The organism is Clostridium gelidum (genome assembly GCF_019977655.1).
Taxonomy (GTDB): Bacteria; Bacillota; Clostridia; order Clostridiales; family Clostridiaceae; genus Clostridium; species Clostridium gelidum.
In genome coordinates this window covers 5,655,410-5,681,072 of the sequence record NZ_AP024849.1, presented here as the reverse complement: position 1 = coordinate 5,681,072, position 25,663 = coordinate 5,655,410, and the positions used below count along the sequence as shown (strand labels likewise).

Below are 25,663 nucleotides of genomic sequence, written 5' to 3'. Positions count from 1 at the left end.
TGATATCATGAAATTATTAGAGAGTATAGATAAGTTTTCAGAAACTAGTCGAGTAGCGGTTAGATGCTTGGACAAGCAATTGACATATAAACAGCTAAAAGAATATTCAGATAAAATAGCCATGTATTTATTAAAGGAATTTAAAGAGGATAGAAGACCAATTATTATTTATGGTAATAAGGAAAATAATATTTTACCAGTAATGATTGGAGCTTTGAAATCTGGCAGAGCATATGTGCCACTAGACGTCACATTTCCAGAAGCTAGAATAAATCAAATAATAGATGAAGTAAAACCTAGAGTTATATTTAACTTCACCAATGATTCGCTAGATTTAAAGTATGAATTAGAAATAAAGCAAAATGAAGTAGATGATATTATAAATATGCCTATAAATGAAGTGCCATCTAAGGACAAGTGGGTAAAAGATGAAGATAATTGCTATATATTGTTTACATCTGGAAGTACAGGAAAGCCAAAGGGCGTGCAAATAAATAAGAGAAATATTGATTCATTTACTAAGTGGTTTGAAGAATTCCTTGAATTTGATGAAAGTCCAAAGATAATTTTAAATCAAGTTTCATATTCTTTTGATGTATCGGTAATTCCTATATATATGGGATTAGGTAATGGAAAGACTTTATTTACTTTAAACAAGGAGACTTTAGAAGATTTAAAATTACTATTTACTGAGTTAACAAGTTCTAATATAGATTACTGGGTATCAACTCCAGCACTAGCAGAAATCTGTAGCAAATTTGATGATTTTAATAATGAAAAAATAGATAAATTATCAGAATTTATATTTGCAGGAGAAGTATTAACAAAGAAATTAGTTAAAAATTTAATGAATAGATTCCCTAATGCTAAAGTTATTAATGGTTATGGACCAACAGAAGCAACTGTTTTAATTTCAGCAATAAATATTAATGAAGACATAATAGAATGTGAAAAGGGAATACCTATAGGATATCCAATTAATAATTGTGAGTTGAATATAGTTGATGGACAAGGAAACAAATTAAAAGATGGAGAAAAAGGTGAGCTTATTGTCATAGGAGATAGTGTAAGCATAGGATATTTGAATAATTCTGAAATGACAAACAAAGTATTCTTTGAAACTTCAGAAGTTAAACAAGGATATAAAACTGGGGATTTAGCTTACTATGAAAATGGTATAATATATTATTGTGGTAGAAAAGATTTTCAAATAAAATTAAATGGTTTTAGAATTGAAATTGAAGACATAGAAAATAATTTAAGAAAAGTAGAAAATATAAATAATACAGTGGTATTCCCGGTTTTTGGTGAAGAAGATAAAATATCACACTTAATAGCATTTGTAGTTCTTAATAATAACAATGAATTGTCAAATTTAAAAAATTCAACATTAATAAAAAATGAATTGAAAAAATTAATACCGTCATATATGATTCCTAGAAATATAAAAATCTTGAATGAGTTTCCATTAAACACCAATGGTAAAATTGACAGAAAGAAACTTATGGAGGAATTAAAATGACGTTAATTCAATATGGAGATTATTTTTATTTATATGTATTAATGATTGCTTTAATACCAGCTATTATTTTAGGATTATTAGAAAAACAGATTAAATATTATGGTGCTTTCTTATCAATATTAATGGTAATAGCAATTATGGGAATAGGAAAAATATTTCCATTGTTTCTATTAGCAGAAATTATATTAATTAAAGGATATTTTATCTTAAGAAAAAAGACAGATAATAAATACTTATATTATTTTGCTTTGATTTGTTCTATGTTACCAGTAATTATTTTTAAAATAAGTGCTATAACAAGTGAAAGAAGTATAGGATTTATAGGTCTTTCGTATCTTAATTTTAAAGCTATACAAATGATTATTGAAATATATGATGGAGCTATTAAGGATGTAAATATTTTGAAAACATTATATTTCTTTTTGTTTTTTCCGACTTTGTCTTGTGGACCAATAGATAGATCAAGAAGATTTGAAGATGATTTAGAAAAAAATATAGGCAGAAAAGAGTATATAGATGATTATTTGAATCTAGGTATAAAACGTATAATTAGAGGAATAGTATATAAATTTATCATAGCTAATTTAGTTAGTGCATTGTGGATGAGCAAGATTCCTACTGATATAACCTTTATAAATTCTTTGAATTATATGTATGCATATAGCTTATACCTGTTTTTTGATTTTGCAGGATATACTGCATTTGCAGTTGGAACAAGCTATATTTTAGGTATAAAAGTGCCAGAGAACTTTAATAAGCCATTTTTAAGTAAAGATATGAAAGAATTTTGGACTAGATGGCACATATCATTGTCAAAGTGGTTTGGGGATTATATATATTCAAGGTTTGTATTAAATAGCATGAGAAATAAGAGATTTAAAAATAGATTTATTGCGTCTAATGTAGGGCAATTATTAACAATGCTTATTATGGGAGCATGGCATGATTTAAAATGGTATTATATTATATATGGACTTTATCAAGGATTAGCATTGGTAGGTACAGATATATATCAACGAAAATCGAAATTTTATAAAACTCATAAAAAACAAAAATGGTTTCAATATATTCAGATAGTAATCACATTTCATATAGCATGTTTTGGTTTATTATTATTTTCAGGATATTTATATAGTAAGTAGGAGGCAAATTTAATGGAAGAAAAAGTATTAAACATATTAATTGAAGTTACAGGTAATGATGATATTTTAGAGGAAAAGGATGCAGACTTATTTGAAGCTGGATTACTCGATTCATTAGGAATTATAGAAGTACTATTAAAGATTGAAGAAGTCTTTGGATTGAGATTACAACCAACAGACTTAGAAAAGAATGATATGGCAACAGTAAATAATTTAGTTGAATTTTTAAATAGTAAACTAAATTAATAAAATACAATATACTTATTTAATATGTTTTTAAAGTGGTTACCTTCAAATTTTTAGGGTAACCACTTTTATTATATTTAAGATTACATATAATTAGCCAAAATAGAGTAAAATAAATGTTATACAATATATCAAATTTAAATATATATGTATATAAAATATGTAAACAGGACTTGGTGATTAAATGAGCAAAATAAATTTTAAATTAAGAAATAAAATAGACTTATTGATACATCTTATCGCTAAAATTGAGAAGGATGATGTATTTGCATTAGCTTCTCAATTAGCATATTACTTAGTGTTATCATTTTTCCCATTTATGTTGTTTTTAATGACATTGGTTGGGTTCAGTAATTTAAGTTCCTCTGATATATTAGAGGGATTAAGTGTTGTTTTACCTAAAACAATATTGGAATTAACACAGTCCACAGTAAAGGAGGTATCAGATAATCAATATACAGGATTATTAGGATTATCTATATTATTAATGATATGGACAGCATCATCTGCATTTAAAGCTATAATTAAAAGTGTTAACAAGGCTTATAACTTTAAAGAAAATAGATCTTTTATTAAAATTTCAATTATTTCTATGTTAGGAATATTGGCATTAGCATTAACTATTATACTATCTTTAGCAATGCTGGTATTTGGCAATGTAATAGGCGAATATATAAAAAATTCGAATCAATTATATAAGATGATACTTATTATTTGGAATATATTTCGATATGCATTTATATTTATTATTATGATATTCATATTTGCAAGCATTTATAAACTCGCTCCAGCTAAAAAACTTAAATGGAAAGAAGTTATTCCAGGTTCTATATTCAGCACAATAGGTTGGATATTAGTATCTTTTGGATTCTCATTTTATATTGATAATTTCAACAATTATTCTAGATTTTATGGAAGTCTTGGGGCTGTATTTATACTTATGACTTGGTTATTTCTTATATCAATTATAATTATTTTAGGCGTAGAAATAAATTTTGTTACATCAGAAGTTAAAAATAAAACTAATGTTAGTAGATTATAATTAAATGCACAATTAAGGAATTTATCTTTAATTGTGCATTTTTCATTAAAAAGTTTTATTTTTAATGAATACAAATTTGTGAAGTGGATATAAATTTAAAGAACAAATATTCAGGAGGTAAGAAATGAATAAAATAATATTATTAGGAACATTAGTTAAAGACCCTGAACTAAGGCACACTGAAAATAGTGATAAAGTTTATACTAAATTTACAATTGCTGTACAGAGAAACTTTAAATTACCTAATGGAATTAGAGAAGCGGACTTTATACAAATTGTAGCTTGGGGTAAAAAAGCCGAGGCTATAGTAAAGTATATGAAAAAAGGAAGTCTTATAACGTTAAGTGGAAGACTTAGAACAGGTAGCTATGAAGATAAGGATGGAAACAAAAAATATATAGCAGAAGTTGTGGCAGAGGATTTTAAATTTCTTGAGAACAAGAAAGCTGAAACACAGGCTTTGTAGAGATAATAATTTGAATTTGAATAAACTGATTTAATATATAATAAAAGATATATTAATATAAAATAAATAGTATGGTTAATGCATATTAAATCATACTATTTATTTTCATTTAATAGTATTAAATAATATAAAGAAAATATGAAAATAATTATTGTAACCCTAATTTATAGATTATAATAAAAAATAATAGAAAATAATAATTTATTTATAAAAAAAGTATTGTATTTAGTAGAGGGTATGTTATACTAAAGGTGTAAACGATATCTAAACGTTATTTTTCAATTATGGTTAAACGAAAAGAGATTATGAGATAAAAAAAGAGCTATTTTAGCTCTTTTTTTATTTTAACAATATAATTATATTGTTAAAATAAAAAAGTAAGATAGACTTAGAAATAATGTTTACATTGATAGTTAGAAAACTTATGTTAATCAAATTTCGACAAATGAAATTGTAATTATAAGGTTTTGAAGAATCTATATGTTGTAAAAGCTAAAGTGAGAAGTTTTATTGTCAATAAAAAAAATATGAATTTTAGGATAACGGACAGGCTTTGACAATATATTAACATATTATATGATAATATAAGTATGAGAATAAGAATTGCTAATTAAGGAGTGAGTGGGTATGAATTTAGTTGAGGAATACACATCTATTAATAGGGATGATGATGTGGAGTTTAGGTATGTGTACAGACTTATAAAAAAAGAGTATAGAGGAATAATGGCATATGGAATTGAAATTGAAAGAAAAGATTATGTGGGTTTAAAAAATATAAATTTAGAGAGAAGAAGTATAGACATAATTTCACCTCATAGATATAAGGTAAAACAACTAATTATGAATTTATATAATAATCAAGTCTCGCCTATTCATTTAATTGATATTATAGGAAGTTATGCAGATGAACATGCTTATGAATTTGATATGGCAATAAAACAAGAACAAGCTATAAATTAGCATGAAATAATATCAATAATTAAATATTTACGCTAGTATGTGGTAATATATTACTAAGAGAGGCGATAAATTATGATTATTGGAATTGGGACGGATATAATAGAAATCCATAGAATAGAAAAGATAATGATGAGAACAAGTAGTTTTATTGAAAAGTCATTTACGAATAATGAAATTGAATATTTCAAATCAAAGGGACTAAAAGGTAATGTAATAGCTGGAAATTTTGCAGCTAAAGAAGCAATTAGTAAAGCACTAGGAACAGGATTTAGAGGATTTGGATTAAAAGATATTGAAGTGATCAGAGATAAACTCGGAAAGCCTGTTGTGAATTTGAGCTGTAAGATTTATGAATTATTGGAGATAAAAGAATTTAATATATATGTTAGTATTTCACATAGTAAAGAAAATGCAATAGCTTATGCAGTGGTGGAGGTAATATAATGATTGAGGTTTTTTCAGCTAATCAATGCAAAGAAATGGATAGATATGCTATTGATAAAATTGGAATTCCAGGACTTATACTTATGGAAAATGCTGCAATAGCTATATTCAAAGAAGTGGTGAATAAAGGGGAGTCATTTTTAATATTATGTGGAAAAGGTAATAATGGAGGGGACGCCCTAGCATTATGTAGACATCTAATATTAGAAGGAAAAAAAGTAAAGGTTTATATTATAAGTAAAGATGAAAATTATACAGATGATTTTAAGACTAATTTTAATATATTAGAAAAATTAATTGATAAAAGAGAACTTTTGTTTATAAAATCAGAAAATGATATAGATGAGCATATAGTTAATGATATTAAAAACCATGATGTAGTAGTGGATGGAATTTTTGGTGTTGGGCTCAATAAAAATTTAACCGGAATATTTAAGAGCGTTATAGAAAGTGTAAATTTTTATGGAAAGTTTATAGTATCAATTGATGTTCCGTCAGGTTTGGATTGTGATTTAGGAATTGAGATGGGAATTGCGGTACATGCTCATATTACTTATACATTTGAGGTTATTAAACAAGGTTTTTTAAATTATAAAGCAATTAATTGCATTGGAAATATGAAGATATTAAAAATAGGTATACCAGAACAGATTAAAAAAATGAATTCAGGAAATTTTCATATTTTAGAAAAACAGCAATATAAACAATTACTTTCTAAAAGACAGGTTTATGGTCATAAAGGAAGTTATGGTAGAGCGTTAGTTGTAGCAGGGAGAATGGGATTTACAGGGGCAGCTTTTATAACTACGGAATGCACAGTTAGAGCAGGTGCAGGATTAACTACATTGATATGTAATGAAGAGGTGCAAACAGCACTATCAAACAGATTTGTAGAAGCTATGACTTTGACTTGGGATAATAATGCAATAGAGCTTATAAAGGGTGCGAGTTCTATTGCTTTTGGACCTGGGATTGGAACAGGGCAGAGAGAAGGAAAATTATTAGAGAAAGTTATAAATAATAGTAGATGCCCAGTTGTAATTGATGCAGATGGAATAACTTTAATCGGGGAAAATAAGTCTTTTCTAGATAATTTAAAAGGCAGAGCAATTATTACACCACATTTAGGTGAAATGGCAAGGTTTTTAGGAATAACTATTGAAGAAGTGGAAAATGATAGAATTAATATAACAAGAGAAGTTGCAAAGAAATATGGAATAGTTGTTTTATTAAAGGGATATAATACTGTAATTTCAAATGGGAAAGATACTTATATAAATCCAACAGGAAACAGTAAAATGGCATCAGGTGGTATGGGAGATGCATTAACAGGAATAATAAATGCATTTATTTCACAAGGTATTAATTTAGAGAAAGCAGCTCTTTTAGGGGCTTATGTTCATGGAAAGATAGCTGATAAATTAGGGGAACAAGCTTACATAGTAAATGCAAGGGATATTATAAATGAATTGCCTAAAGAAATTAACAATATTATTAATTTAGTATAGTAAAAACATAGTTAACTTCTTATTTGCTTTCATCTCCGTTAATTAAGAATAAAAGTCTGAAGATTTTCATAAATAGTAGTACATAGTAATAAATCTTTGGAGGACTTATGAATTTGAAAAAAAGTTTAGTTAACAAAAAATTAATAATAGGAATCTCAGTTTTTATTCCGATATTTATAATCTTATTAATTATAGTATGTAGGAATGTAATTATACCTTCCAATCAAGATATAATAAATGAATTGAAAAATACAAAATGCTATAGTAGTAAAGTTGAATATGTATTTAAAAATTCAAAATCACAATTTAAGGAAAGCACAATACAGTATTATAGTTTTGATAAAGGATCAAGAATAGAATTTAAGAATGGATATAATCGAGTTAAGGTTTATAAAGGTGAAGAGATTAAAGTGGAGGAAAATGCAACTGATGAATACATTTTAGATAAAAATATAGATATAATCTATCCATTAGCATTTATAGAAAATGTTTTATCAAATCCACAGGACGGTGATATCAAAGAAGTTAAGGCTGATTGGGGTCAAGGCGTTTATTTACAAGTAGATATGAAGTATAGTGGTAAAAACAAACATTTAAATAAGGCGGAATTATATGTAGATAAAAATAAAAAAGTTCCAGTTTTATTGAAGATTTTAGATGATAGCAATAAAGAAAGAATTATAATATTTTACAAAGATTTTAAAAAGGAAAAATTTTTAAATGATAATTTATTTTAAATAAAACATGGTCAATAAATTGAAATCAAGCCAACATTAACATTGAAAAAAGATATACACATATATTTATGTAAATACATAAGTTTTGAAAAAAATAATAAAAACAAATAATTATATCATAAGTGGCAAATAAGGAAGACAAATCCTTTGACAAATTGACATAATTTGCAATATAATCATAGTAAGAAAGAACTTTTTACTACTATGGAGGCGAAAACATGTCAATAATTAAACTAAACAATATTAAGAATAAGAAAATTAGCGATATAGAAAATAATAAAATTAAAAAAAGTAGTGGAATTATGGAGAAATTGTTAATACAATATATTAACGAAGGATTTTCAGCTGATTTTGAAAATATAATGAAAAATGGTTATCAAGAGATGGCTGAAATAAATCTAGAATATTCTAAGTTGGGTTTTGAATATATGTTAGATGATGTTAATGGGTATGAGGCATGGATTTGCGGAGTGTGATTATTAAAAAATGGCAAACATTGTGGTAAAAAGAGGGGAAATTTTCTATGCGGATTTAAGTCCAGTCATAGGATCTGAGCAGGGTGGAATAAGACCTGTTATTATAATACAAAATGATATCGGGAATAGATATAGTCCTACTGTTATTGTGGCGGCAATAACATCTCAAATAAATAAAGCTAAATTACCTATTCATGTTGAGATTTCTTCAGAGGAATATGGGTTAAATAGAGATTCCGTTGTCTTATTAGAACAAATAAGAACATTAGATAAGAGAAGGTTAAAAGAAAAAATTGGACATATGACTGAAGCAGACATGAAAAAGGTTGATAAGGCATTATTAGTTAGCTTAAATTTAAATTAACAATTATTATAGGGTAGTATAAATAAAACAATATTTATGCTACTCTTTTTGTGGTATTAATCACTATATATAGAACGAAAAAACAACAAAAGTATACCACATTAGTAAATAGGGTATACAAATAACATCTTCTATGTTAGAATAAAAATGTTAAAAATGAAACATACTAATATGTACCCCTTGCGGGTATAAATGAGAAGATAATAGGGGGTTTTATAATGAATAAAGAATACAAACTTGAAGAAGTTTCAAAGCTAATAAGAAAAGATATAGTATCTATGCTTACAGAATCAGCATCAGGTCATCCGGGCGGATCTTTATCAATAGCTGATATTATGGCAGTATTATTTTTTAAAGAAATGAATATAGATACATCTAAATTAAATGATCCAGATAGAGATAGATTTGTTTTATCTAAGGGGCATGCAGCACCCGCATTATATAGTGCTTTAGCTAGAAAAGGATACTTTAAAGTAGACGAATTAAAAACATTAAGACAAGTTGGATCAAGATTACAAGGTCATCCTAATATGAATGATTTACCAGGAATTGATATGTCTACAGGGTCACTCGGACAAGGAATTTCTGCAGCAGTAGGAATGGCAATAGCAGGAAAACTTGATAAAAAAGATTATAGAGTATATACAATTCTAGGTGATGGTGAGCTTGAAGAAGGTCAAGTTTGGGAAGCATCAATGTCAGCAGCTCATTATAAACTAGATAATTTAACTGCATTTATAGATAATAATGGATTGCAAATAGATGGAAATGTAGAAGACGTAATGAATCCAGGGCCAATAGATAAGAAATTTGAAGCTTTTGGTTGGAATGTTTTAAAAATTAATGGTCATGATTATGATGAAATTATAAATGCAATTGCAAAGGCAAAGGAATTTAAAGGAAAACCAACTGCTATTATATGCAACACAATTAAAGGTAAGGGTGTTTCATTTATGGAAAATAAAGCAGAATGGCATGGAACTGCTCCAAGTAAAGAACAATGTGAGCAAGCATTAAAGGAAATTGGAGGGGAAAACTAATGGGAAATAAAATAGCAACTAGAGAGGCTTATGGTAAAGCTTTAGTGAAACTTTCAACTTTAAATGAAAATGTTGTAGTTCTTGATGCGGATTTATCAAAATCAACTAAAACAGCAGACTTTAAAGCTGTTTCACCAGAAAGATTTATAAATATGGGAATAGCAGAAGCAAATATGATGGGAGTTGCAGCAGGTCTTTCAACTTGTGGGAAAATCCCATTTGCTAGTACTTTTGCAATGTTTGCAGCTGGAAGAGCTTTTGAGCAAATTAGAAATTCAATATGTTATCCAAAGCTAAATGTTAAGGTTTGTGCAACTCATGCAGGATTAACAGTTGGAGAAGATGGAGCGACGCATCAATCAGTTGAAGATATATCATTAATGAGAAGCATTCCGAATATGATAGTAATTAATCCAGCAGATGCTATAGAAACAGAAGCAGCAATACTAGCAGTGGCAGAATATAATGGTCCTTGTTATGTGAGATTGGGAAGATTACCAGTTAGTGTTATAAATAATTCAGAAAACTATAGATTTGAAATTGGAAAAGGTGTAACATTAGCACAAGGTGATGATATTACTATAGTGGCAACAGGAATGATGGTTGAATTAGCATTAGAAGCTAAAGATGAATTAGCTAAGGACGGAATTAATGCAAGAGTAATAAATATACATACAATAAAACCAATTGATAGAGATCTATTAATTAAAGCTGCGAAAGAAACTGGAGTAATAGTTACAGCGGAAGAACATAGTGTTATCGGTGGTTTAGGTTCAGCAGTTGCTGAAGTTGTAACAGAAGAATGTCCAGTTCCAGTATTAAAGGTTGGGATAAAAGATACTTTTGGTGAAAGTGGGAAGCCAAATGAACTAGTAAAAGTTTATGGGTTGACAGTTGAAGCTATAGTAGAGCATAGCAAAAAAGCTATTTCATTAAAGAAGTAATTAAATCTTGAATTTATTTAACAAGTAAAATAAATTTAAGATTAAGGATAATCAAATATAGTATATTAAAATACAGGATATAAAGCTTATGAAATAGCGAAATATCCTGTATTTTTTTATGGGTATATAGCAAATGCGGATTTGAACAACATTGAGTTGCCACTTTTGATATTCCTGAATAATCAAAAGTAAACAAGGAAAACTAAATAAAAGGGGGAATATAAAATGAAAATAGAAAAATTTAAGGAATATACAATAATAACAGTAGGAATAATCTTAGTTGCTCTATCAGTAGAGTATTTTTTTGCACCTAATAATATTGCGGCAGGAGGAGTCACAGGGGCAGCTATAGTTATAAATGAAATTATGCCGAATCTATCAATTGGAATAATAACATTGGTATTAAATGTAGCATTATTTGTAGTTGCATTTATGTTTGTTGATGGGAATTTTGGAGTAAAAACAGTTTATAGTAGTTTGGGATTATCTATAATATTATGGATAATAGAAAAGTTTTTAAATCCAATGGCTATAACTAAAGATTTAATGATGGCTACTATTTTTGGAACTTTAATTTCAGCTATTGGTATGGCTCTTGTATTTAATGAAAATGCATCAACTGGAGGAACTGATATATTAGCGAAAATTCTGAATAAGTTTTTCCATTTAGATATAGGAAAATCTCTATTAATGGTTGATTTTATAATAACCTTTGGAAGTGCATTAGTATTCGGAATAGATTTAGCTTTATATTCTATATTAAGTGTAATATTGCTTGGAATAATAGTTGATAGACTTATAGAAGGATTTAATATATGTAAGAGTGTATTTATTATAAGTAGACACAGTGATGAAATAAGCAAGTTTATAATATACACTTTAGATCGCGGATGTACATTTTTAAATGGAATAGGAGCCTATACAGGTGAATCAAATAATATATTGTATGCTGTTTTAAGCAGAAGCCAATTTATAAAATTGAAGAAATTTATTAAAGAAATAGATCCTGAGGCTTTTATAACAGTAGGGGAAGTTCATGAAGTATTAGGTGAAGGGTTTGGTGATTTAAAGTGAAACTCCATATTTTAGCTGAATTTAGTTGAACTAACATAATTAGATATATATGTTGCAAAATGATTCTTCATTTCAGTCACAACTGTCAATTGTATATTGCAACATATATATCTAAAGTTTGATTAATTGTAAATAATAGGATGAGAATTTAATAAAATTGTATAACATTACAAAGTATTCTTATGTTATAATTAATTTTGTAAGTTTTACAATTAATTTAAGGTATAGATGAATAATATGAATGTTAAGGGTAAATTTTACACTTGAGCTGAATTTAGTTGAAATTATATCTATGTGGGACATGACGTAACTAAAAGGAATATTAGGTAACTGCAAGATTTACAATATTCCACAAGGTAACCACTAAGTTTGTGCTGTACTGTTCTTAGATATATAGTTGAAAGAATGAGGACCGTAAAATTACTAACTAGATAGCAGAGAAAGAAGGAGTGTTTGAGTATGATCGAATTTAGAGGAATATCTAAAATTTATGATAATAATGTAAAAGCCTTAGCAGACATTAACGTTGAGATTGAAGCAGGCGAATTTGTATTTTTAGTAGGACCAAGTGGATCTGGTAAATCCACATTTATAAAGATGATTTTAAAAGAAATTGAGCCTACTAATGGAAAGATAATAGTTACAGATAAAGACTTATCAGTTATTACTAGAAAACAAATACCCTATTACAGAAGAAAGATAGGAATGGTATTCCAAGATTTTAGATTGATACCAAACCTTAATATATATGAAAATGTTGCATTTGCAATGAGAGTTGTAGAAGCATCGCCAAAAGATATTAGAAGAAGAGTTCCAATGGTATTGTCTTTAGTTGGACTATCTCATAAATATAAAATGTTTCCAAATGAATTATCAGGAGGAGAGCAACAAAGGGTATCCCTTGCAAGAGCATTAGTTAATAATCCATCGGTCTTAATTGCAGATGAACCTACTGGTAACTTAGATCCTGATACAGCAAGAGAAATAATGACATTACTTGAAGATATAAATAAAGCAGGAACTACTATTTTAATGGCTACTCATGCTAAAGAAATTGTTGACTATATGAAAAAAAGAGTTATAGCCATTGAAAAAGGAGAAATTGCAAGAGACGAGAAAAGAGGTAAATACGAAGATGAAAATTAATACTATTACACATTTTATTAAAGATGCATTTACGAGTTTAAAGAGAAATAGAACTATTAGTTTTGCTTCAGTAATTACTGTTCTTATAACTTTCTTTGTATTAGGAATATTTATAATGGTTGCAGCTAATATAAGTGAAGGAATTGCTAATGTTCAAAATAAAGTTGAGCTTAAAATTGCTCTTAAAGACGGTATAAAACTTATTGATCAAAGAGAAATTGAAATAAAATTAAGAGAAATTGATGGAGTTAAAGATGTAGTGTATCTATCAAAAGAAGAGGAATTTAAAAACTTACAAGCTACTACAAACGGAAATGAAGGGTTACTAAAAGGATATACATTACAAAATAATCCATTTACAGGATCATATACAGTAAAATTAGATGCACCAGAATATGCATCTGCCGTAAGTGAAGCAATAAAAGATCTTGAAGGTGTTCAAAGCATTGAAGGTCAACAAAAAATAGTTGATAAGATTATAGCAATTGTAAATGGTATAAAAGCAGTTGGAATGGGTCTGTTTGTAATATTAGTGGGAGTTTCAATCTTCCTAATAATGAATACAACAAAACTAACTGTATTTTCAAGACGAAGAGAAGTTGGAATTATGAAATTTGTAGGTGCTACCGATTGGTTTATTAGATGGCCATTTGTTATAGAAGGTATGGTAATTGGATTAATTGGAGCGACCCTAGCATGTGTAGGATTATTTTTTGCATATAATTGGTTGCTTAAATGGCTTGGAAGTCAACTAATATCTATGAGCCTTGTACCAGCAACTTATATTTTAACAACATTATCATGGGAATTTGTGCTTGGTGGAATTTTAGTTGGTGGAATTGCCAGTATAATTGCATTAAGGAAGTTTTTGATAGTATAATTTTTGCAAATAAGTATAAAGATAAATAGAAGTAGAGTAAAGAAAAATTAAATCTAACACTATGCAATCTTTATTTAAAGTCTATATATAGTCTTTAAATAAAGATATTATTGGAGTTATAATGCATGGGAAAGGAAGCTTTATAGGTGAGAAAATCAAAAAAATATATGTTTGCAAATAATAAGCAAAAAAGAAAATCAATTTTGATAATACCATTAATTTGTTTTACATTAGTTCTAATGGGGGTATCTTTTCTAGGAGGAAATTATATTGCAACTAAAGGTATCTTTTTAGTAAAAACATCACCACAAGTTGTAAGTACTGTAGAACAAATTAACGATAAGAGTAAATATTCAGCACTTTTTACAGTTAGGGATAAACTAATTGAAAAGTATTATGATGAAATTGATGATAATGTTCTTTTAGAAGGTGCTATTAAAGGAATGACTAATTCATTAAAGGATCCATATACTGTGTTTATGAATGAAGAGGAATTTGATAAGCTAATGAAACAAAGTAATGGAAGTATGATGGGAATAGGTGTTACTATAACTCCTAAAGATAATAAATTAACAATTGTATCTACAATTAAAGATTCACCTGCTGACAAAGCAGGAATCGCAGCAAATGATGTTATTGAAAAGATAAATGATGTAGATATATCTGGAGACGATATGGAAAAGGCAGTAACTATGATTGCAGCAGCGAATAACTCAGAAATAAAATTAACTATTAAAAGAGCTGATGCAGATGAATTTGATGTTACTGTAGCACGTGAAGAAGTGAAAATTAAAGCTGTAGAAGGAGCTATGCTGAATTCGTCTGTAGGATATATTCGTATAAAAACTTTTATGAATCAAAATACAACAGAAGATTTTAAAGCAACTATCGAAGAATTGAAAGCTCAAGGCATGAAAGGAATAATCTTAGACTTAAGAGAAAATCCAGGCGGATTATTATCAGAAGCCGTAGGTGTTGCATCACAGTTTATACCAAAGGATAAAGTGATAACTTATACAATTGACAAGTATGATAACAGAAATGAATCATTATCACTTGGTGGAGTAGCAGAAGGTATGTCTTTAGTTGTATTAGTTAATGGAAATAGCGCTAGTGCATCAGAAGTTGTTACAGGAGCACTTCGAGATTATAGTGCGGCAACAACTATAGGTCAAACTACTTTTGGAAAGGGAATAGTTCAGCAATCAATTAAATTTGATAATGGAATTGGTGGTCTTAAAGTAACTATTTCTAAGTATTACACACCAAATGGTGAGAATATTCATAAAAAAGGAATAACACCAGATGTTGAAGTTATAACGCCAATAGGAATTGATGAAACTGGATATGATAAGAATGCAGATGAACAATTGAAAGCTGCAATACAAAAAATAGAGGGAAAGATGCAGTAGGGGGAAATGAAATGAGTTTATTAGTATATACATTAAGGAATGTTGCAGGTGCGATAGTAGCTCCCCCATTGGTATTTCTATTTATTACTTTAATAATAATGTTATATGTAAAAAATAAAAAAATAGTAGCTATGCAAAAAATAATTTTAGGAGGTAGCGTAAATTCATCTATTGAACTTACGCTATCTCAATTTGTTTTGGGGATTATAGCTGGGTGTATAGGAAGTTTAATTCTTACTAGTTTAGGTGTCGTCTTTAGTGCAAATTCAGGTATTGAATATTTATTTATTATATCTATATTATTAATGTTTATAAAACCAAGATTAATATGTTTTTCATATTCGGGTGCTGTTTTAGGTGCTATAAGTATTTTAATTAAATTGGGGAGTCAATTTATACCAGAACTCGCTAATAATATGATTTTTAATATTGATATACTTTATTTAGTGATTTTTATAGGTGTTTTTCATATTATTGAAGGCTTATTAGTAATGATTGATGGTGATAGAGGTGCAGTTCCGGTATTTACAAATAGGGATGGAAAAATTTTAGGGGGATATGCATTAAAAAGGTATTGGGCATTACCAGTAGCTATAATGATTGCAATAGCTATGAATGATTCATCATTAAAATATATAACAGAATCTATACAAAATCCGGATTGGTGGCCACTAATCAAATCATCTTCAGGACTTAGTTTGATAGCAGGTAGTGCAATTTCAATATTGCCATTTTACACAGTTTTGGGGTATTCCTCAATTACTTTTACAAGAAGTAAAAGAGAAAAGGCATTGGTATCAGGGATTTATATATTAATTTATGGAATTATTTTAACTGTTGTAGCTCAAATTAGTAGATTTGGAGTCTTTGGTGAAATAATAGTTGTAATGTTTACTCCATTTGCTCATGAATTTATGTTAGAAGTTCAAGTGAAGAGTGAAGAAAAGAGAAAACCTAAATTTTTAAGTGATGAAGAAGGGTTAGTGATTTTAGATATTACAAAAGATTCACAAGTTAGAAAATTTGGTGTTGATGTTGGAAGTAAGATTTTATCAATAAATAATAAAAATATTAATTCAGAAGCAGAAAGTTATTCGATTTTAAAGGCTAATTGGTATAATGCTGTTTTGAAGGTTAAAGATTCAAAGGGAGTTGTAAGAGAAATCCAATTTAGGCATAATAAGAATACTAGACTAGGTATGTTATTAGTCCCTAGAAGCGTAGCTAAAGAAGATGTTATCCCTGTTAATGATAACAGTTTTAAAACTGTTCTTAGCAAATTTAAGAATTCAGAACATAAAGAAAAATATAAAACAACAGAAAATGAAAAAGAAAATAAAATTAATGAGGATAAGATTAATAAAGATGAAGAAAATAAAGATATGAAACTGTAGTTTACAAAAGATGGCTTAGCCATCTTTTTCTTTAATAAATTTTAATTTAGGCACAATCAAAAAAATAACAAGTCCATTTGCCAGAAAAGTTCCGTATTGTAGCACAGCTACTCTTTTCTAATGTGCCCATTTTCCATCATGCTGCGTCGGCAAATTGACCTAATAGGCCAGCTATGAGGGCAATTCGTCTCCTTGCCTGATGAAAAATATTCGTGGCAACTTTGGAATTGTTATTTATTTTCATGTGCCTTACAAAATTTTTGAAAATAATCAGATAAAAAACAACTAATTGGAAAAAATAAATGTTATAAATTGTTGACTTAGTAGTTAATGAAAAGTAAAATATACATATAATACGAATGTCTGTTCGAAAAGGAGGTAGTTTAATGGGAGAATTTAAAATACATTCTAAGTTTAAGCCTACAGGAGACCAGCCACAAGCTATTGATAAGTTAGTGGAATCAATAAAACATAATAATAGATGTCAAACTTTACTTGGAGTAACTGGTTCGGGAAAAACATTTACTATGGCAAATATTATAGAAAAATTACAAAGGCCTACTATAATTCTAGCTCATAATAAAACTTTAGCAGGACAGTTATGCTCAGAATTTAAAGAGTTTTTTCCTGATAACATAGTAGAATATTTTGTATCTTATTATGATTATTATCAACCAGAAGCATACAAACCTTCAACAGATACATTTATTGAAAAAGATGCATCTATAAATGATGAAATAGATAAATTAAGACATTCAGCTACTTCAGCTCTCTTTGAAAGAAGGGATGTAATAATTGTTGCATCTGTTTCTTGTATATATGGATTAGGTAATCCAGAAGAATATAAAAAACTTACAATAAGCCTCAGAACTGGAATGGAAAAGGAAAGAAATAAAGTTATAAAGGAACTTATAGACATTCAATATGAAAGAAATGATATAGACTTTTCAAGAGGAACTTTTAGAGTTCGAGGAGATTCTTTAGATATAATTCCAGCATCATATTCAAATAAGGGGATTAGAATCGAATTTTTTGGAGATGAAATTGAGAGAATAAGAGAATTTGATGTATTAACAGGAACTATTCTTGGTGAAAGAAATCATGTAGCAATAACTCCTGCATCTCACTTTGCAACTTCAAGAGAAACTGTTGAAAAATCAATTGGACTTATTGAAGGGGAATTAGAAGAAAGACTAAGAGAACTTAATGCTCAAGATAAACTTTTAGAAGCTCAAAGATTAAGACAAAGAACTAATTTTGATATTGAAATGATAAAAGAAATGGGATATTGCAGTGGCATAGAGAATTATTCAAGATTATTAGATGGGAGGGCTTCTGGAACACCACCTAAAACTTTAATAGATTATTTTCCAGAAGATTTCTTAATGTTTATTGATGAAAGTCATGTAACATTACCACAAGTTAGAGCAATGTATGCAGGCGATAGGTCTAGAAAAAACACTTTAATTGATTATGGATTTAGACTCCCCTGTGCATATGATAACAGACCGTTAAAGTTTGAAGAATTTGAAAAGAAAATTAAGCAAGTGGTTTTTGTAAGTGCAACTCCAGCTGCTTATGAAATAGATAATTCAGAAGTAATTGCAGAACAAATTATAAGACCTACAGGATTATTAGATCCTCCAATAATTATAAGACCAATAAAAGGGCAAATAGATGATTTATATGGAGAAATTAATAAAGTTAAAGAATGTGGGTTTAGAACATTAATAACAACACTGACTAAACGTATGGCGGAAGATTTAACCAAATACTTAACAGAGCTTGGGGTTAAGGCTGCTTATATGCATTCAGAGATTCTTACTATGGAGAGAATGAAAATTATAAGGGATTTAAGACTTGGAGAATATGATGTATTAGTAGGAATAAATCTTTTAAGAGAGGGTTTAGATATACCAGAAGTTGCTTTAGTTGCAATTTTGGATGCTGATAAAGAAGGATTTTTAAGATCAGAAACATCGCTTATACAAACTATAGGAAGAGCAGCTAGAAATTCAGAAAGTAAAGTTATAATGTATGCAGATAATATAACAAAATCTATGGATAAAGCTCTAAAGGAAACTGAAAGAAGAAGAGCTATACAAAAAGAATATAACAGCAAAAATGGAATGATCCCAACAACTATAATTAAAGATGTCAGAGAGATTATAGAAGCTACCAAAATTGCTGAAGAAGTGGCAGAATATAAAGTGGATGGAAATAAAAAATTTACTAAGAAAGAAAAGGATAAGTTAATTAAAGAATATACACAAGAAATGCTATTGGCTGCAAAGAATCTACAATTTGAGAGAGCTGCCGAACTTAGAGATATAATTAATGAAATTAAGAATTAATATTGTGAACTGTGTATTGTGTATTTAAATGGAGGTTTGTGTGATGAATGATAAGATAATAATTAAGGGTGCTAAGGTTAATAATTTAAAGAATGTTAGTTTGGAGATACCAAGAGATAAGCTAGTTGTGTTTACAGGATTATCAGGCTCAGGTAAGTCGTCGTTAGCTTTTGATACGTTATATGCAGAAGGACAAAGAAGATATATGGAATCTTTATCCTCTTATGCAAGACAATTTTTAGGACAAATGGATAAGCCAAATGTTGAGTACATAGCAGGGCTATCACCAGCCATATCAATAGACCAAAAGAGTACAAACAAAAATCCAAGATCGACAGTTGGAACAATAACAGAAATTTATGATTATTTAAGATTACTATATGCAAAAGTTGGAACTCCACATTGTCCAAAGTGTGGAAAGGAAATTACTAAGCAGTCTGTTGATCAAATTGTTGATAAGATTATGAACTATGGGGATAAAACTAAACTTCAAATATTAGCGCCCATGATTAAAGGCAGAAAAGGAAGTCATGAAAAGTTATTAGAGAATATAAGAAAAAATGGATTTATAAGAGCTAGAATTGATGGGGAAATTTATGATTTAACTGAAGAAGAAATAAAATTAGATAAAAACAAAAAACATAATATTGAAGCTGTTATAGATAGAATTGTTATAAAAGAAGGAATAGAAGGAAGACTTACAGAGTCTATAGAATCATCGCTAAAAATAGGAGAAGGTCTAGTAATAGCCAGTGTTATTGATGGACATGACACTTTATTTAGTGAAAATTTTGCTTGTGCAGAATGTGGAATAAGTATTGGTGAATTAGCACCTAGATTATTTTCATTTAATGCTCCATTTGGTAAGTGTGATCATTGTGATGGTCTTGGAACTTTAATTGAAATAGATGAGAAATTAGTAATTCCAAATAGAGAATTAAGTATTATGGATGGTGCTATAGCTAGTTGGGGGAATGGAAGACTTAAAGAAGATTCATGGACTTATGCTATACTTCAAGCATTAGGTAGAGAATATGGATTAGAGTTAAATACGCCAATAAAAGATTTAGATAAGAAACATATTGAGTTACTTTTATATGGAACACAAGGAAAGAAACTTAAGGTTGAATATACAAAAGATGGTGTTAGAGCAGTATATAATTACGCCTTTGATGGAGAAATAAATTCTTTGAATAGAAGATATAGAGAAACTAATTCAGATTTGATAAAAAGTGGAATAGAGCAATATATGAGTGATGACTTTTGTCCTAAGTGTAAAGGTGCAAGATTGAGTGATGAAGCACTTTCAGTTACTGTTGGCGAAAAAAATATATTTGAATTTTCAAGTATGCCAATAAGAGAAGAATTAGATTTTATAAGTGGAATAGAATTTTCAGAAAAGAATAGAATTATTAGTGAACAAATTATAAAAGAGATTAAAAACAGATTACAGTTTTTATTGGATGTAGGACTTGATTATTTGAGTTTATCAAGAAAATCAGGAACTTTATCAGGAGGAGAATCTCAAAGAATAAGGCTTGCAACTCAAATAGGTTCATCACTTATGGGTGTTTTGTATATTTTAGATGAACCTAGTATTGGTTTGCATCAAAGAGATAATGATAGACTGATACAAACTTTAAAGAATTTAAGAGATGTGGGAAATACAGTAATAGTTGTAGAACATGATGAAGATACTATTAGAGAAGCAGATTATATTGTTGATATTGGACCTGGTGCAGGAGAGCATGGGGGTGAAGTGGTAGTTACTGGTACTCTTGATGATGTTAAAGCGTGTGAAAAATCAATAACAGGACAATACTTAACAGGAAAAAAATTAATTGAAGTGCCAAAAATAAGAAAAAAGGGTAATGGACAAATTATAAAGGTTGTAGGAGCAAAAGAAAATAACTTAAAGAACATAAATATATCAATTCCACTTGGAACATTAACAGCAGTTACTGGAGTTTCAGGTTCTGGAAAAAGTACTTTGGTAAATGAAATACTTTATAAAGGCTTGAATAAGCTAGTGAACAAGAGTAAAAAGCCTGTGGGAAAGCATAAAGAAATAATTGGGTATGAGAATATAGATAAAATAATAGATATAGATCAAAGCCCAATAGGAAGAACGCCACGTTCTAATCCTGCTACTTATACAGGGACATTTGATATAATTAGAGAGCTTTTTTCGCAAACTCAAGAAGCTAAAATGAGAGGTTATAAGCAAGGACGATTTAGTTTTAATGTTAAGGGCGGAAGATGTGAAGCCTGCTCTGGAGATGGAATTATAAAAATAGAAATGCAATTTTTATCTGATGTATATGTACCTTGTGAGGTATGTAAAGGAAAAAGATACAATAGAGAAACCTTAGAAGTTAAGTATAAAGGGAAAAATATAGATGATATATTAAACATGACAGTTGAAGAAGCAGTGAAATTCTTTGAAAATATTCCTAGGATAGAAAACAAGTTGAGAACATTAAATGATGTTGGCCTAGGATATATTAGATTAGGTCAGCCATCAACTCAATTATCAGGTGGAGAGGCTCAAAGAATAAAATTAGCATCTGAATTATCAAAAAGAAGTACAGGTAAAACACTGTACATATTAGATGAACCAACAACAGGATTACATGTAGATGATGTTAGCAGATTAATAGAAATACTTCAAAGGCTAGTAGAGTCAGGAAACACGGTGGTTGTAATTGAACATAATCTAGATATGATAAAATGTGCAGATTATTTAATTGATTTGGGACCAGAAGGTGGAGATAAGGGAGGAACTCTTATTAAAGCAGGAACACCTGAGGAACTATGCAAAGTTGAAGCATCATATACAGGAAAATATTTAAAAAGTGTTTTGAATAATTAACTTAAATTCTGTAAGAATTTGTTTTTCGATTCTATATTGTTAATTGAAAAGTAATACTTTGGGATGTCAGACTTGAATTTTTGTTGTATAATCATTAATAAGGCATTTAAAAAATTAGGATATTATTTTCAGCGTTAACTGTTAACTTTTAATTGTTAACTCTTAACTAAATAAAGTGCCTATGATGTAGGAATAGATATTGAGGTGAAAATATGAGTTTTTCAAAAATAATTGCTGGAATTTTTGGAGTAGTTTTTATTGTTATACTATATGTAATAATATACTATGCATTAAAGATAATGTATAAAGATGTTAAAAACGGTGGGAAGAAGAGAAGACCACCTGTAACAAAAGGGAATTATGGATTAGAAATAATAAATTCAGGTAATGGCAAGGATTTAAAAGATGAGTCTATTATTCCTATAAGATCAGATTTGACAATAGGTAGAAAAGATGATAATTCAATTGTTTTAGCAGACCAACATGTTTCAGGGAATCATGCTAAAATTATAGTGAGAAATGATTCATTATTTATAGAAGATTTAAATAGCACCAATGGTACTTATTTGAATGGCAATAAGATAAGTGGCAAAATGAAATTAAATAATAAAGATGAAATAAAGATTGGAACATCAGTTTTTAAGATTTTAAGATAGGAACAATTTTTCGGATAGAGTTTTATATTCTTGCTGAATTTAGTTGAACTTATAACCCTTGTGGATACATTATGACCATTGTGGTTATGTGGTACCCCTGAGTATGAATTAAATAATCTAGACCAATTAAGGCTCAGTGGGAGATTATGCATAATATATCTTTCTCTGAGCCTTACAAAAGATTAAGGCATATAAAAAAGAATTAAAAGTAATGAGGTGATATAGATTGAAAATTAAGAAGGATGAGATAAAGTTATTAATGTTAACATACCTTTTATGTATAGCTCTTTTTACAAATTTGTCTATATTAAAAGATCCTATGGATATGAATGCAATATATATGGGATTAATAGTATGCGTATTATTAACAATTACTCAGATTTTAATAAGAAAATTTTATCCCCATGGAGATAAATTTTTAATTACATTTGCATGTATTTTATCAGTTATAGGTATTGCTATGTTATATAGGTTAGATACTGGTGTTGCAATTAAACAATTAATCTGGTTTATAGGGGGGATTATTGTATTTATTGCTGTATTAGTAGCCATTCCAGATTTAAGAGACTTTGCAAAATATAAAAAAATATATTTAGCTATGACCATAATAGTAATGCCATTGGCACTACTCGCACATCAAGAAACTTATGGGGCTACTAACTGGGTTACTATTGGGGGATTTGGATTTCAACCATCTGAATTTGGAAAAATAACATTTGTTCTTTATCTTGCAGCTGCGCTTAAAGAGTATGAAGATAAAAATAATATAATAGAAGATTTTAAACAGCTTTGGCAGCCTGCATTAGTCGTAATGTTTGCATTAGCATGTTTAGTTGCTCAAAAAGATTTAGGATCAGCTTTAATATTTTTTGGGATAGCATTAACAATGGTTTATGTTGCAACTGGAAAAAAGAAATATGTGATAATTTGTTTTGCATTATTTATAATAGGATCATTTATGGCCTATCATTTATTTTCACATGTAAGACAAAGAATATTAGTTTGGAGAGATCCGTGGAATTCTAAAGATAAAGGTGGATATCAAATAGTTCAAGGATTATATGCTATTTCATCAGGGGGAATGCTTGGATCAGGTTTAGGCCAAGGATATCCTAATTTATTGCCAGTTAATACTTCAGATTTAATCTTCGCAGTTATTTGTGAAGAACTTGGAATGGTGTTTGGTTTAGGTATCATGATAATCTATTTCTTATTTTTCTATAGAGGAATGAGAGCAGCATTTAGAGTTCAAGATAAATTTTCACAACTTAGCACAATAGGAATGAGTGCTATGATAGCTTGCCAAGTATTAGTTATAATTGGTGGGGTATTTGCAGTAATACCACTTACAGGAATCACGTTACCTCTTATTAGTGCTGGTGGATCTTCCATGATAAGCATGTTTTTTGCACTAGCAATACTTCAAAAGATATCAGAGGAGGGCTAAAAATTGAAAAATGTTTCTAATAGTATAAAACAAGTTATGGTAGTTTTTTTATTTTGCTTTGTAGCTCTTATCTCTTATATTGCATATTTTCAAGTTTTTTCAGCACCTAATATAGCAGAAGAGCAAGGGAATCAAAGACTATGGGCAAAAAGAAATGAAGTTTTAAGAGGAACTATATATGACAGAAATAAAAATGCACTGACAACAAGTGCAAAAGTAAATGATCTTACACAAAAAAGAACTTATGTTAATGGCGATTTATATGTTCATGCTTTAGGTTATGTAGATCCAAGGTATGGATTAACAGGATTAGAAGCAAATTATGATAGTGAATTGACAACTTATAATAAAATTACAAATAACATCTTAAATTTAACTAAAGATTTTAGTAAAGAAAAATTAAAAGAGATGTTTAATAGCAGAAAAGAAGATGAGGTTAAAATCGGTAATGGGGTCATAACTACACTAGATCCTACACTTCAAAAGATAGCTTATGATGCTCTTGAAAATAATAAAGGGGCTGTAGTTGCATTAAATCCTAAAACAGGAGAAGTACTTGCGATGGTTTCAAGACCAACATACAATCCAAATGATTTAGAAAGTTCAATGAAGGCAGCAAATGCAGGTAAAGCAGACAATAGCCCACTTATAAATAGAGCAACATCTGGACTTTATCCACCAGGATCAACTTTTAAAACTGTCACTCTTAGCAGTTCTTTAGACAATATGCCAGGTGTTACAAGCAGGACATTTGATGATACTGGGAAAATAGTATTTAATGAAAAACAATCTCTAAGCAATGATAATGGAGAAGTTAATGGAGCTATAAATTTAAAAGAAGCATTTAGATTATCAAGTAATTTTGTATTTGGTACACTAGCGATGGAGCTTGGAAATGATAAATTAAAAACTACCGCTGAAAAATATGGTTTTAATAGTACCATTGATTCAGATGGATTTAAGATAACTCAAAGTCAATTTCCAAAGTTAACTAAAGCTGAAGTTGGTAGTATAGCACAATCTGGTATTGGGCAAAGTAGCATTTTAGCAACACCAATGCAAATGGCTTTAATTTCAAGTACTATAGCCAATAATGGGAAGATGATGGAGCCAAGACTTGTTAACACAGTAATAGATAAGGATGGAAATACAGTAAAAACTATAGATTCAAAAGTATATAAACAAGTCATTAGTACAGCTAATGCAGCTATTATAAAAGATTATATGAAAAATCTAGTTGATTCTAGAGTTGATTCTTCTTGGGGTTTTTTTCAAGGAATTGAGGCAGCTGGTAAAACAGGTACAGCAGATTATAATCTTGCGAGTGGTGAAAGTGCTAAACCTCATTCATGGTTTATTGGATTTGCACCAGCAAACAATCCACAAATTGCAGTAGCAGTTATAGTGGAAAATGGAGGATATGGAGCAAGTGCAGCAGCACCAATAGCAGGAAAAGTTATGAAGTCTGCACTAAATAAGTAACAGTTACAATTATGGATGAACTCCAAAGGGATTTTTAAAAATATAACTAAAGAAA

At 28.9% G+C, this 25,663-nt stretch carries 23 protein-coding genes; all 23 read left to right on the top strand.

Features of this window, described 5'->3' with window-relative positions; all coding sequences use genetic code 11:
• Positions 1–7: 7 nt before the first annotated feature.
• The 23 genes from dltA (at position 8) to psyc5s11_RS25915 (ending at position 25,608) form a co-directional block, all read left to right on the top strand.
• On the top strand, positions 8–1,522 hold the full coding sequence (dltA, locus tag psyc5s11_RS26025; RefSeq protein WP_224035354.1) for a D-alanine--poly(phosphoribitol) ligase subunit DltA: 1,515 nt from the start codon (positions 8–10) through the stop codon (positions 1,520–1,522).
• Entirely contained in the window at positions 1,519–2,664 is a 1,146-nt protein-coding gene (gene dltB / locus psyc5s11_RS26020; protein WP_224035353.1) for a D-alanyl-lipoteichoic acid biosynthesis protein DltB, read from the top strand. Before dltA ends, dltB begins: the two co-directional genes overlap by 4 nt.
• Positions 2,665–2,676: 12 nt before the next feature.
• On the top strand, positions 2,677–2,910 hold the full coding sequence (gene dltC / locus psyc5s11_RS26015) for a D-alanine--poly(phosphoribitol) ligase subunit 2 (RefSeq protein WP_224035352.1): 234 nt from the start codon (positions 2,677–2,679) through the stop codon (positions 2,908–2,910).
• 184 nt (positions 2,911–3,094) lie between these two features.
• Entirely contained in the window at positions 3,095–3,952 is an 858-nt protein-coding gene (locus psyc5s11_RS26010) for a YihY/virulence factor BrkB family protein (RefSeq protein WP_224035351.1), read from the top strand.
• A 124-nt stretch (positions 3,953–4,076) separates the two neighbouring features.
• A complete protein-coding gene (locus psyc5s11_RS26005; protein ID WP_224035350.1) occupies positions 4,077–4,418 on the top strand; it encodes a single-stranded DNA-binding protein in 342 nt (113 codons plus the stop codon).
• Positions 4,419–5,045: 627 nt separating this feature from the next.
• The gene (locus psyc5s11_RS26000; protein WP_224035349.1) at positions 5,046–5,378 is read left to right on the top strand and encodes a DUF6514 family protein; all 333 of its coding nucleotides are present in this window, start codon (positions 5,046–5,048) and stop codon (positions 5,376–5,378) included.
• 72 nt (positions 5,379–5,450) lie between these two features.
• A complete protein-coding gene (gene acpS, locus psyc5s11_RS25995; protein WP_224035348.1) occupies positions 5,451–5,822 on the top strand; it encodes a holo-ACP synthase in 372 nt (123 codons plus the stop codon).
• Entirely contained in the window at positions 5,822–7,330 is a 1,509-nt protein-coding gene (locus psyc5s11_RS25990; RefSeq protein WP_224035347.1) for an NAD(P)H-hydrate dehydratase, read from the top strand. Before acpS ends, psyc5s11_RS25990 begins: the two co-directional genes overlap by 1 nt.
• Positions 7,331–7,437: 107 nt before the next feature.
• Positions 7,438–8,067: a germination lipoprotein GerS-related protein gene (locus psyc5s11_RS25985; RefSeq protein WP_224035346.1), complete on the top strand. Its 630-nt coding sequence runs from the start codon at positions 7,438–7,440 to the stop codon at positions 8,065–8,067.
• A gap of 218 nt (positions 8,068–8,285) precedes the next feature.
• On the top strand, positions 8,286–8,543 hold the full coding sequence (locus psyc5s11_RS25980; protein WP_224035345.1) for a hypothetical protein: 258 nt from the start codon (positions 8,286–8,288) through the stop codon (positions 8,541–8,543).
• 10 nt (positions 8,544–8,553) lie between these two features.
• Positions 8,554–8,907: a type II toxin-antitoxin system PemK/MazF family toxin gene (locus psyc5s11_RS25975; protein WP_311196391.1), complete on the top strand. Its 354-nt coding sequence runs from the start codon at positions 8,554–8,556 to the stop codon at positions 8,905–8,907.
• Positions 8,908–9,125: 218 nt separating this feature from the next.
• Positions 9,126–9,947 (top strand): transketolase, encoded by an 822-nt coding sequence (locus tag psyc5s11_RS25970; protein ID WP_224035344.1) that lies wholly within the window; start codon positions 9,126–9,128, stop codon positions 9,945–9,947.
• Complete coding sequence (locus psyc5s11_RS25965) at positions 9,947–10,891, top strand: transketolase family protein (RefSeq protein ID WP_224035343.1); 945 nt, start codon at positions 9,947–9,949, stop codon at positions 10,889–10,891. The genes psyc5s11_RS25970 and psyc5s11_RS25965 overlap by 1 nt, the downstream gene beginning before the upstream one ends.
• A gap of 225 nt (positions 10,892–11,116) precedes the next feature.
• On the top strand, positions 11,117–11,965 hold the full coding sequence (locus psyc5s11_RS25960) for a YitT family protein (RefSeq protein WP_224035342.1): 849 nt from the start codon (positions 11,117–11,119) through the stop codon (positions 11,963–11,965).
• A 459-nt stretch (positions 11,966–12,424) separates the two neighbouring features.
• Positions 12,425–13,111 (top strand): cell division ATP-binding protein FtsE, encoded by a 687-nt coding sequence (gene ftsE / locus psyc5s11_RS25955; RefSeq protein WP_224035341.1) that lies wholly within the window; start codon positions 12,425–12,427, stop codon positions 13,109–13,111.
• Positions 13,101–13,991: a permease-like cell division protein FtsX gene (ftsX, locus tag psyc5s11_RS25950; protein ID WP_224035340.1), complete on the top strand. Its 891-nt coding sequence runs from the start codon at positions 13,101–13,103 to the stop codon at positions 13,989–13,991. Before ftsE ends, ftsX begins: the two co-directional genes overlap by 11 nt.
• A gap of 146 nt (positions 13,992–14,137) precedes the next feature.
• Positions 14,138–15,403 (top strand): S41 family peptidase, encoded by a 1,266-nt coding sequence (locus psyc5s11_RS25945; RefSeq protein ID WP_224035339.1) that lies wholly within the window; start codon positions 14,138–14,140, stop codon positions 15,401–15,403.
• 11 nt (positions 15,404–15,414) lie between these two features.
• On the top strand, positions 15,415–16,797 hold the full coding sequence (locus tag psyc5s11_RS25940) for a signal protein PDZ (RefSeq protein ID WP_224035338.1): 1,383 nt from the start codon (positions 15,415–15,417) through the stop codon (positions 16,795–16,797).
• A gap of 386 nt (positions 16,798–17,183) precedes the next feature.
• The gene (uvrB, locus tag psyc5s11_RS25935; RefSeq protein WP_224035337.1) at positions 17,184–19,151 is read left to right on the top strand and encodes an excinuclease ABC subunit UvrB; all 1,968 of its coding nucleotides are present in this window, start codon (positions 17,184–17,186) and stop codon (positions 19,149–19,151) included.
• A gap of 43 nt (positions 19,152–19,194) precedes the next feature.
• Positions 19,195–22,023, top strand: a complete 2,829-nt coding sequence (gene uvrA, locus psyc5s11_RS25930; protein ID WP_224035336.1) for an excinuclease ABC subunit UvrA — start codon at positions 19,195–19,197, stop codon at positions 22,021–22,023.
• 212 nt (positions 22,024–22,235) lie between these two features.
• Complete coding sequence (locus psyc5s11_RS25925) at positions 22,236–22,679, top strand: FHA domain-containing protein (protein ID WP_224035335.1); 444 nt, start codon at positions 22,236–22,238, stop codon at positions 22,677–22,679.
• Positions 22,680–22,905: 226 nt separating this feature from the next.
• Complete coding sequence (locus psyc5s11_RS25920) at positions 22,906–24,126, top strand: FtsW/RodA/SpoVE family cell cycle protein (protein WP_224035334.1); 1,221 nt, start codon at positions 22,906–22,908, stop codon at positions 24,124–24,126.
• Positions 24,127–24,129: 3 nt separating this feature from the next.
• Positions 24,130–25,608: a peptidoglycan D,D-transpeptidase FtsI family protein gene (locus psyc5s11_RS25915; RefSeq protein ID WP_224035333.1), complete on the top strand. Its 1,479-nt coding sequence runs from the start codon at positions 24,130–24,132 to the stop codon at positions 25,606–25,608.
• The last annotated feature ends 55 nt before the right edge of the window (positions 25,609–25,663 follow it).

Excerpts from the sequence above, each read along its gene's own strand:
- ftsX (WP_224035340.1), top strand. The coding sequence starts at position 13,101 with ATGAAAATTAATACTATTACACATTTTATTAAAGATGCATTTACGAGT.
- psyc5s11_RS25960 (WP_224035342.1), top strand. The coding sequence starts at position 11,117 with ATGAAAATAGAAAAATTTAAGGAATATACAATAATAACAGTAGGAATA.
- psyc5s11_RS25980 (WP_224035345.1), top strand. The coding sequence starts at position 8,286 with ATGTCAATAATTAAACTAAACAATATTAAGAATAAGAAAATTAGCGAT.
- acpS (WP_224035348.1), top strand. The coding sequence starts at position 5,451 with ATGATTATTGGAATTGGGACGGATATAATAGAAATCCATAGAATAGAA.
- psyc5s11_RS25990 (WP_224035347.1), top strand. The coding sequence starts at position 5,822 with ATGATTGAGGTTTTTTCAGCTAATCAATGCAAAGAAATGGATAGATAT.
- ftsE (WP_224035341.1), top strand. The coding sequence starts at position 12,425 with ATGATCGAATTTAGAGGAATATCTAAAATTTATGATAATAATGTAAAA.
- dltC (WP_224035352.1), top strand. The coding sequence starts at position 2,677 with ATGGAAGAAAAAGTATTAAACATATTAATTGAAGTTACAGGTAATGAT.
- psyc5s11_RS25965 (WP_224035343.1), top strand. The coding sequence starts at position 9,947 with ATGGGAAATAAAATAGCAACTAGAGAGGCTTATGGTAAAGCTTTAGTG.
- psyc5s11_RS26005 (WP_224035350.1), top strand. The coding sequence starts at position 4,077 with ATGAATAAAATAATATTATTAGGAACATTAGTTAAAGACCCTGAACTA.
- psyc5s11_RS25940 (WP_224035338.1), top strand. The coding sequence starts at position 15,415 with ATGAGTTTATTAGTATATACATTAAGGAATGTTGCAGGTGCGATAGTA.
- uvrA (WP_224035336.1), top strand. The coding sequence starts at position 19,195 with ATGAATGATAAGATAATAATTAAGGGTGCTAAGGTTAATAATTTAAAG.
- psyc5s11_RS26010 (WP_224035351.1), top strand. The coding sequence starts at position 3,095 with ATGAGCAAAATAAATTTTAAATTAAGAAATAAAATAGACTTATTGATA.
- uvrB (WP_224035337.1), top strand. The coding sequence starts at position 17,184 with ATGGGAGAATTTAAAATACATTCTAAGTTTAAGCCTACAGGAGACCAG.
- psyc5s11_RS25970 (WP_224035344.1), top strand. The coding sequence starts at position 9,126 with ATGAATAAAGAATACAAACTTGAAGAAGTTTCAAAGCTAATAAGAAAA.
- psyc5s11_RS26000 (WP_224035349.1), top strand. The coding sequence starts at position 5,046 with ATGAATTTAGTTGAGGAATACACATCTATTAATAGGGATGATGATGTG.
- psyc5s11_RS25925 (WP_224035335.1), top strand. The coding sequence starts at position 22,236 with ATGAGTTTTTCAAAAATAATTGCTGGAATTTTTGGAGTAGTTTTTATT.
- psyc5s11_RS25975 (WP_311196391.1), top strand. The coding sequence starts at position 8,554 with ATGGCAAACATTGTGGTAAAAAGAGGGGAAATTTTCTATGCGGATTTA.
- dltB (WP_224035353.1), top strand. The coding sequence starts at position 1,519 with ATGACGTTAATTCAATATGGAGATTATTTTTATTTATATGTATTAATG.
- psyc5s11_RS25985 (WP_224035346.1), top strand. The coding sequence starts at position 7,438 with ATGAATTTGAAAAAAAGTTTAGTTAACAAAAAATTAATAATAGGAATC.
- dltA (WP_224035354.1), top strand. The coding sequence starts at position 8 with ATGAAATTATTAGAGAGTATAGATAAGTTTTCAGAAACTAGTCGAGTA.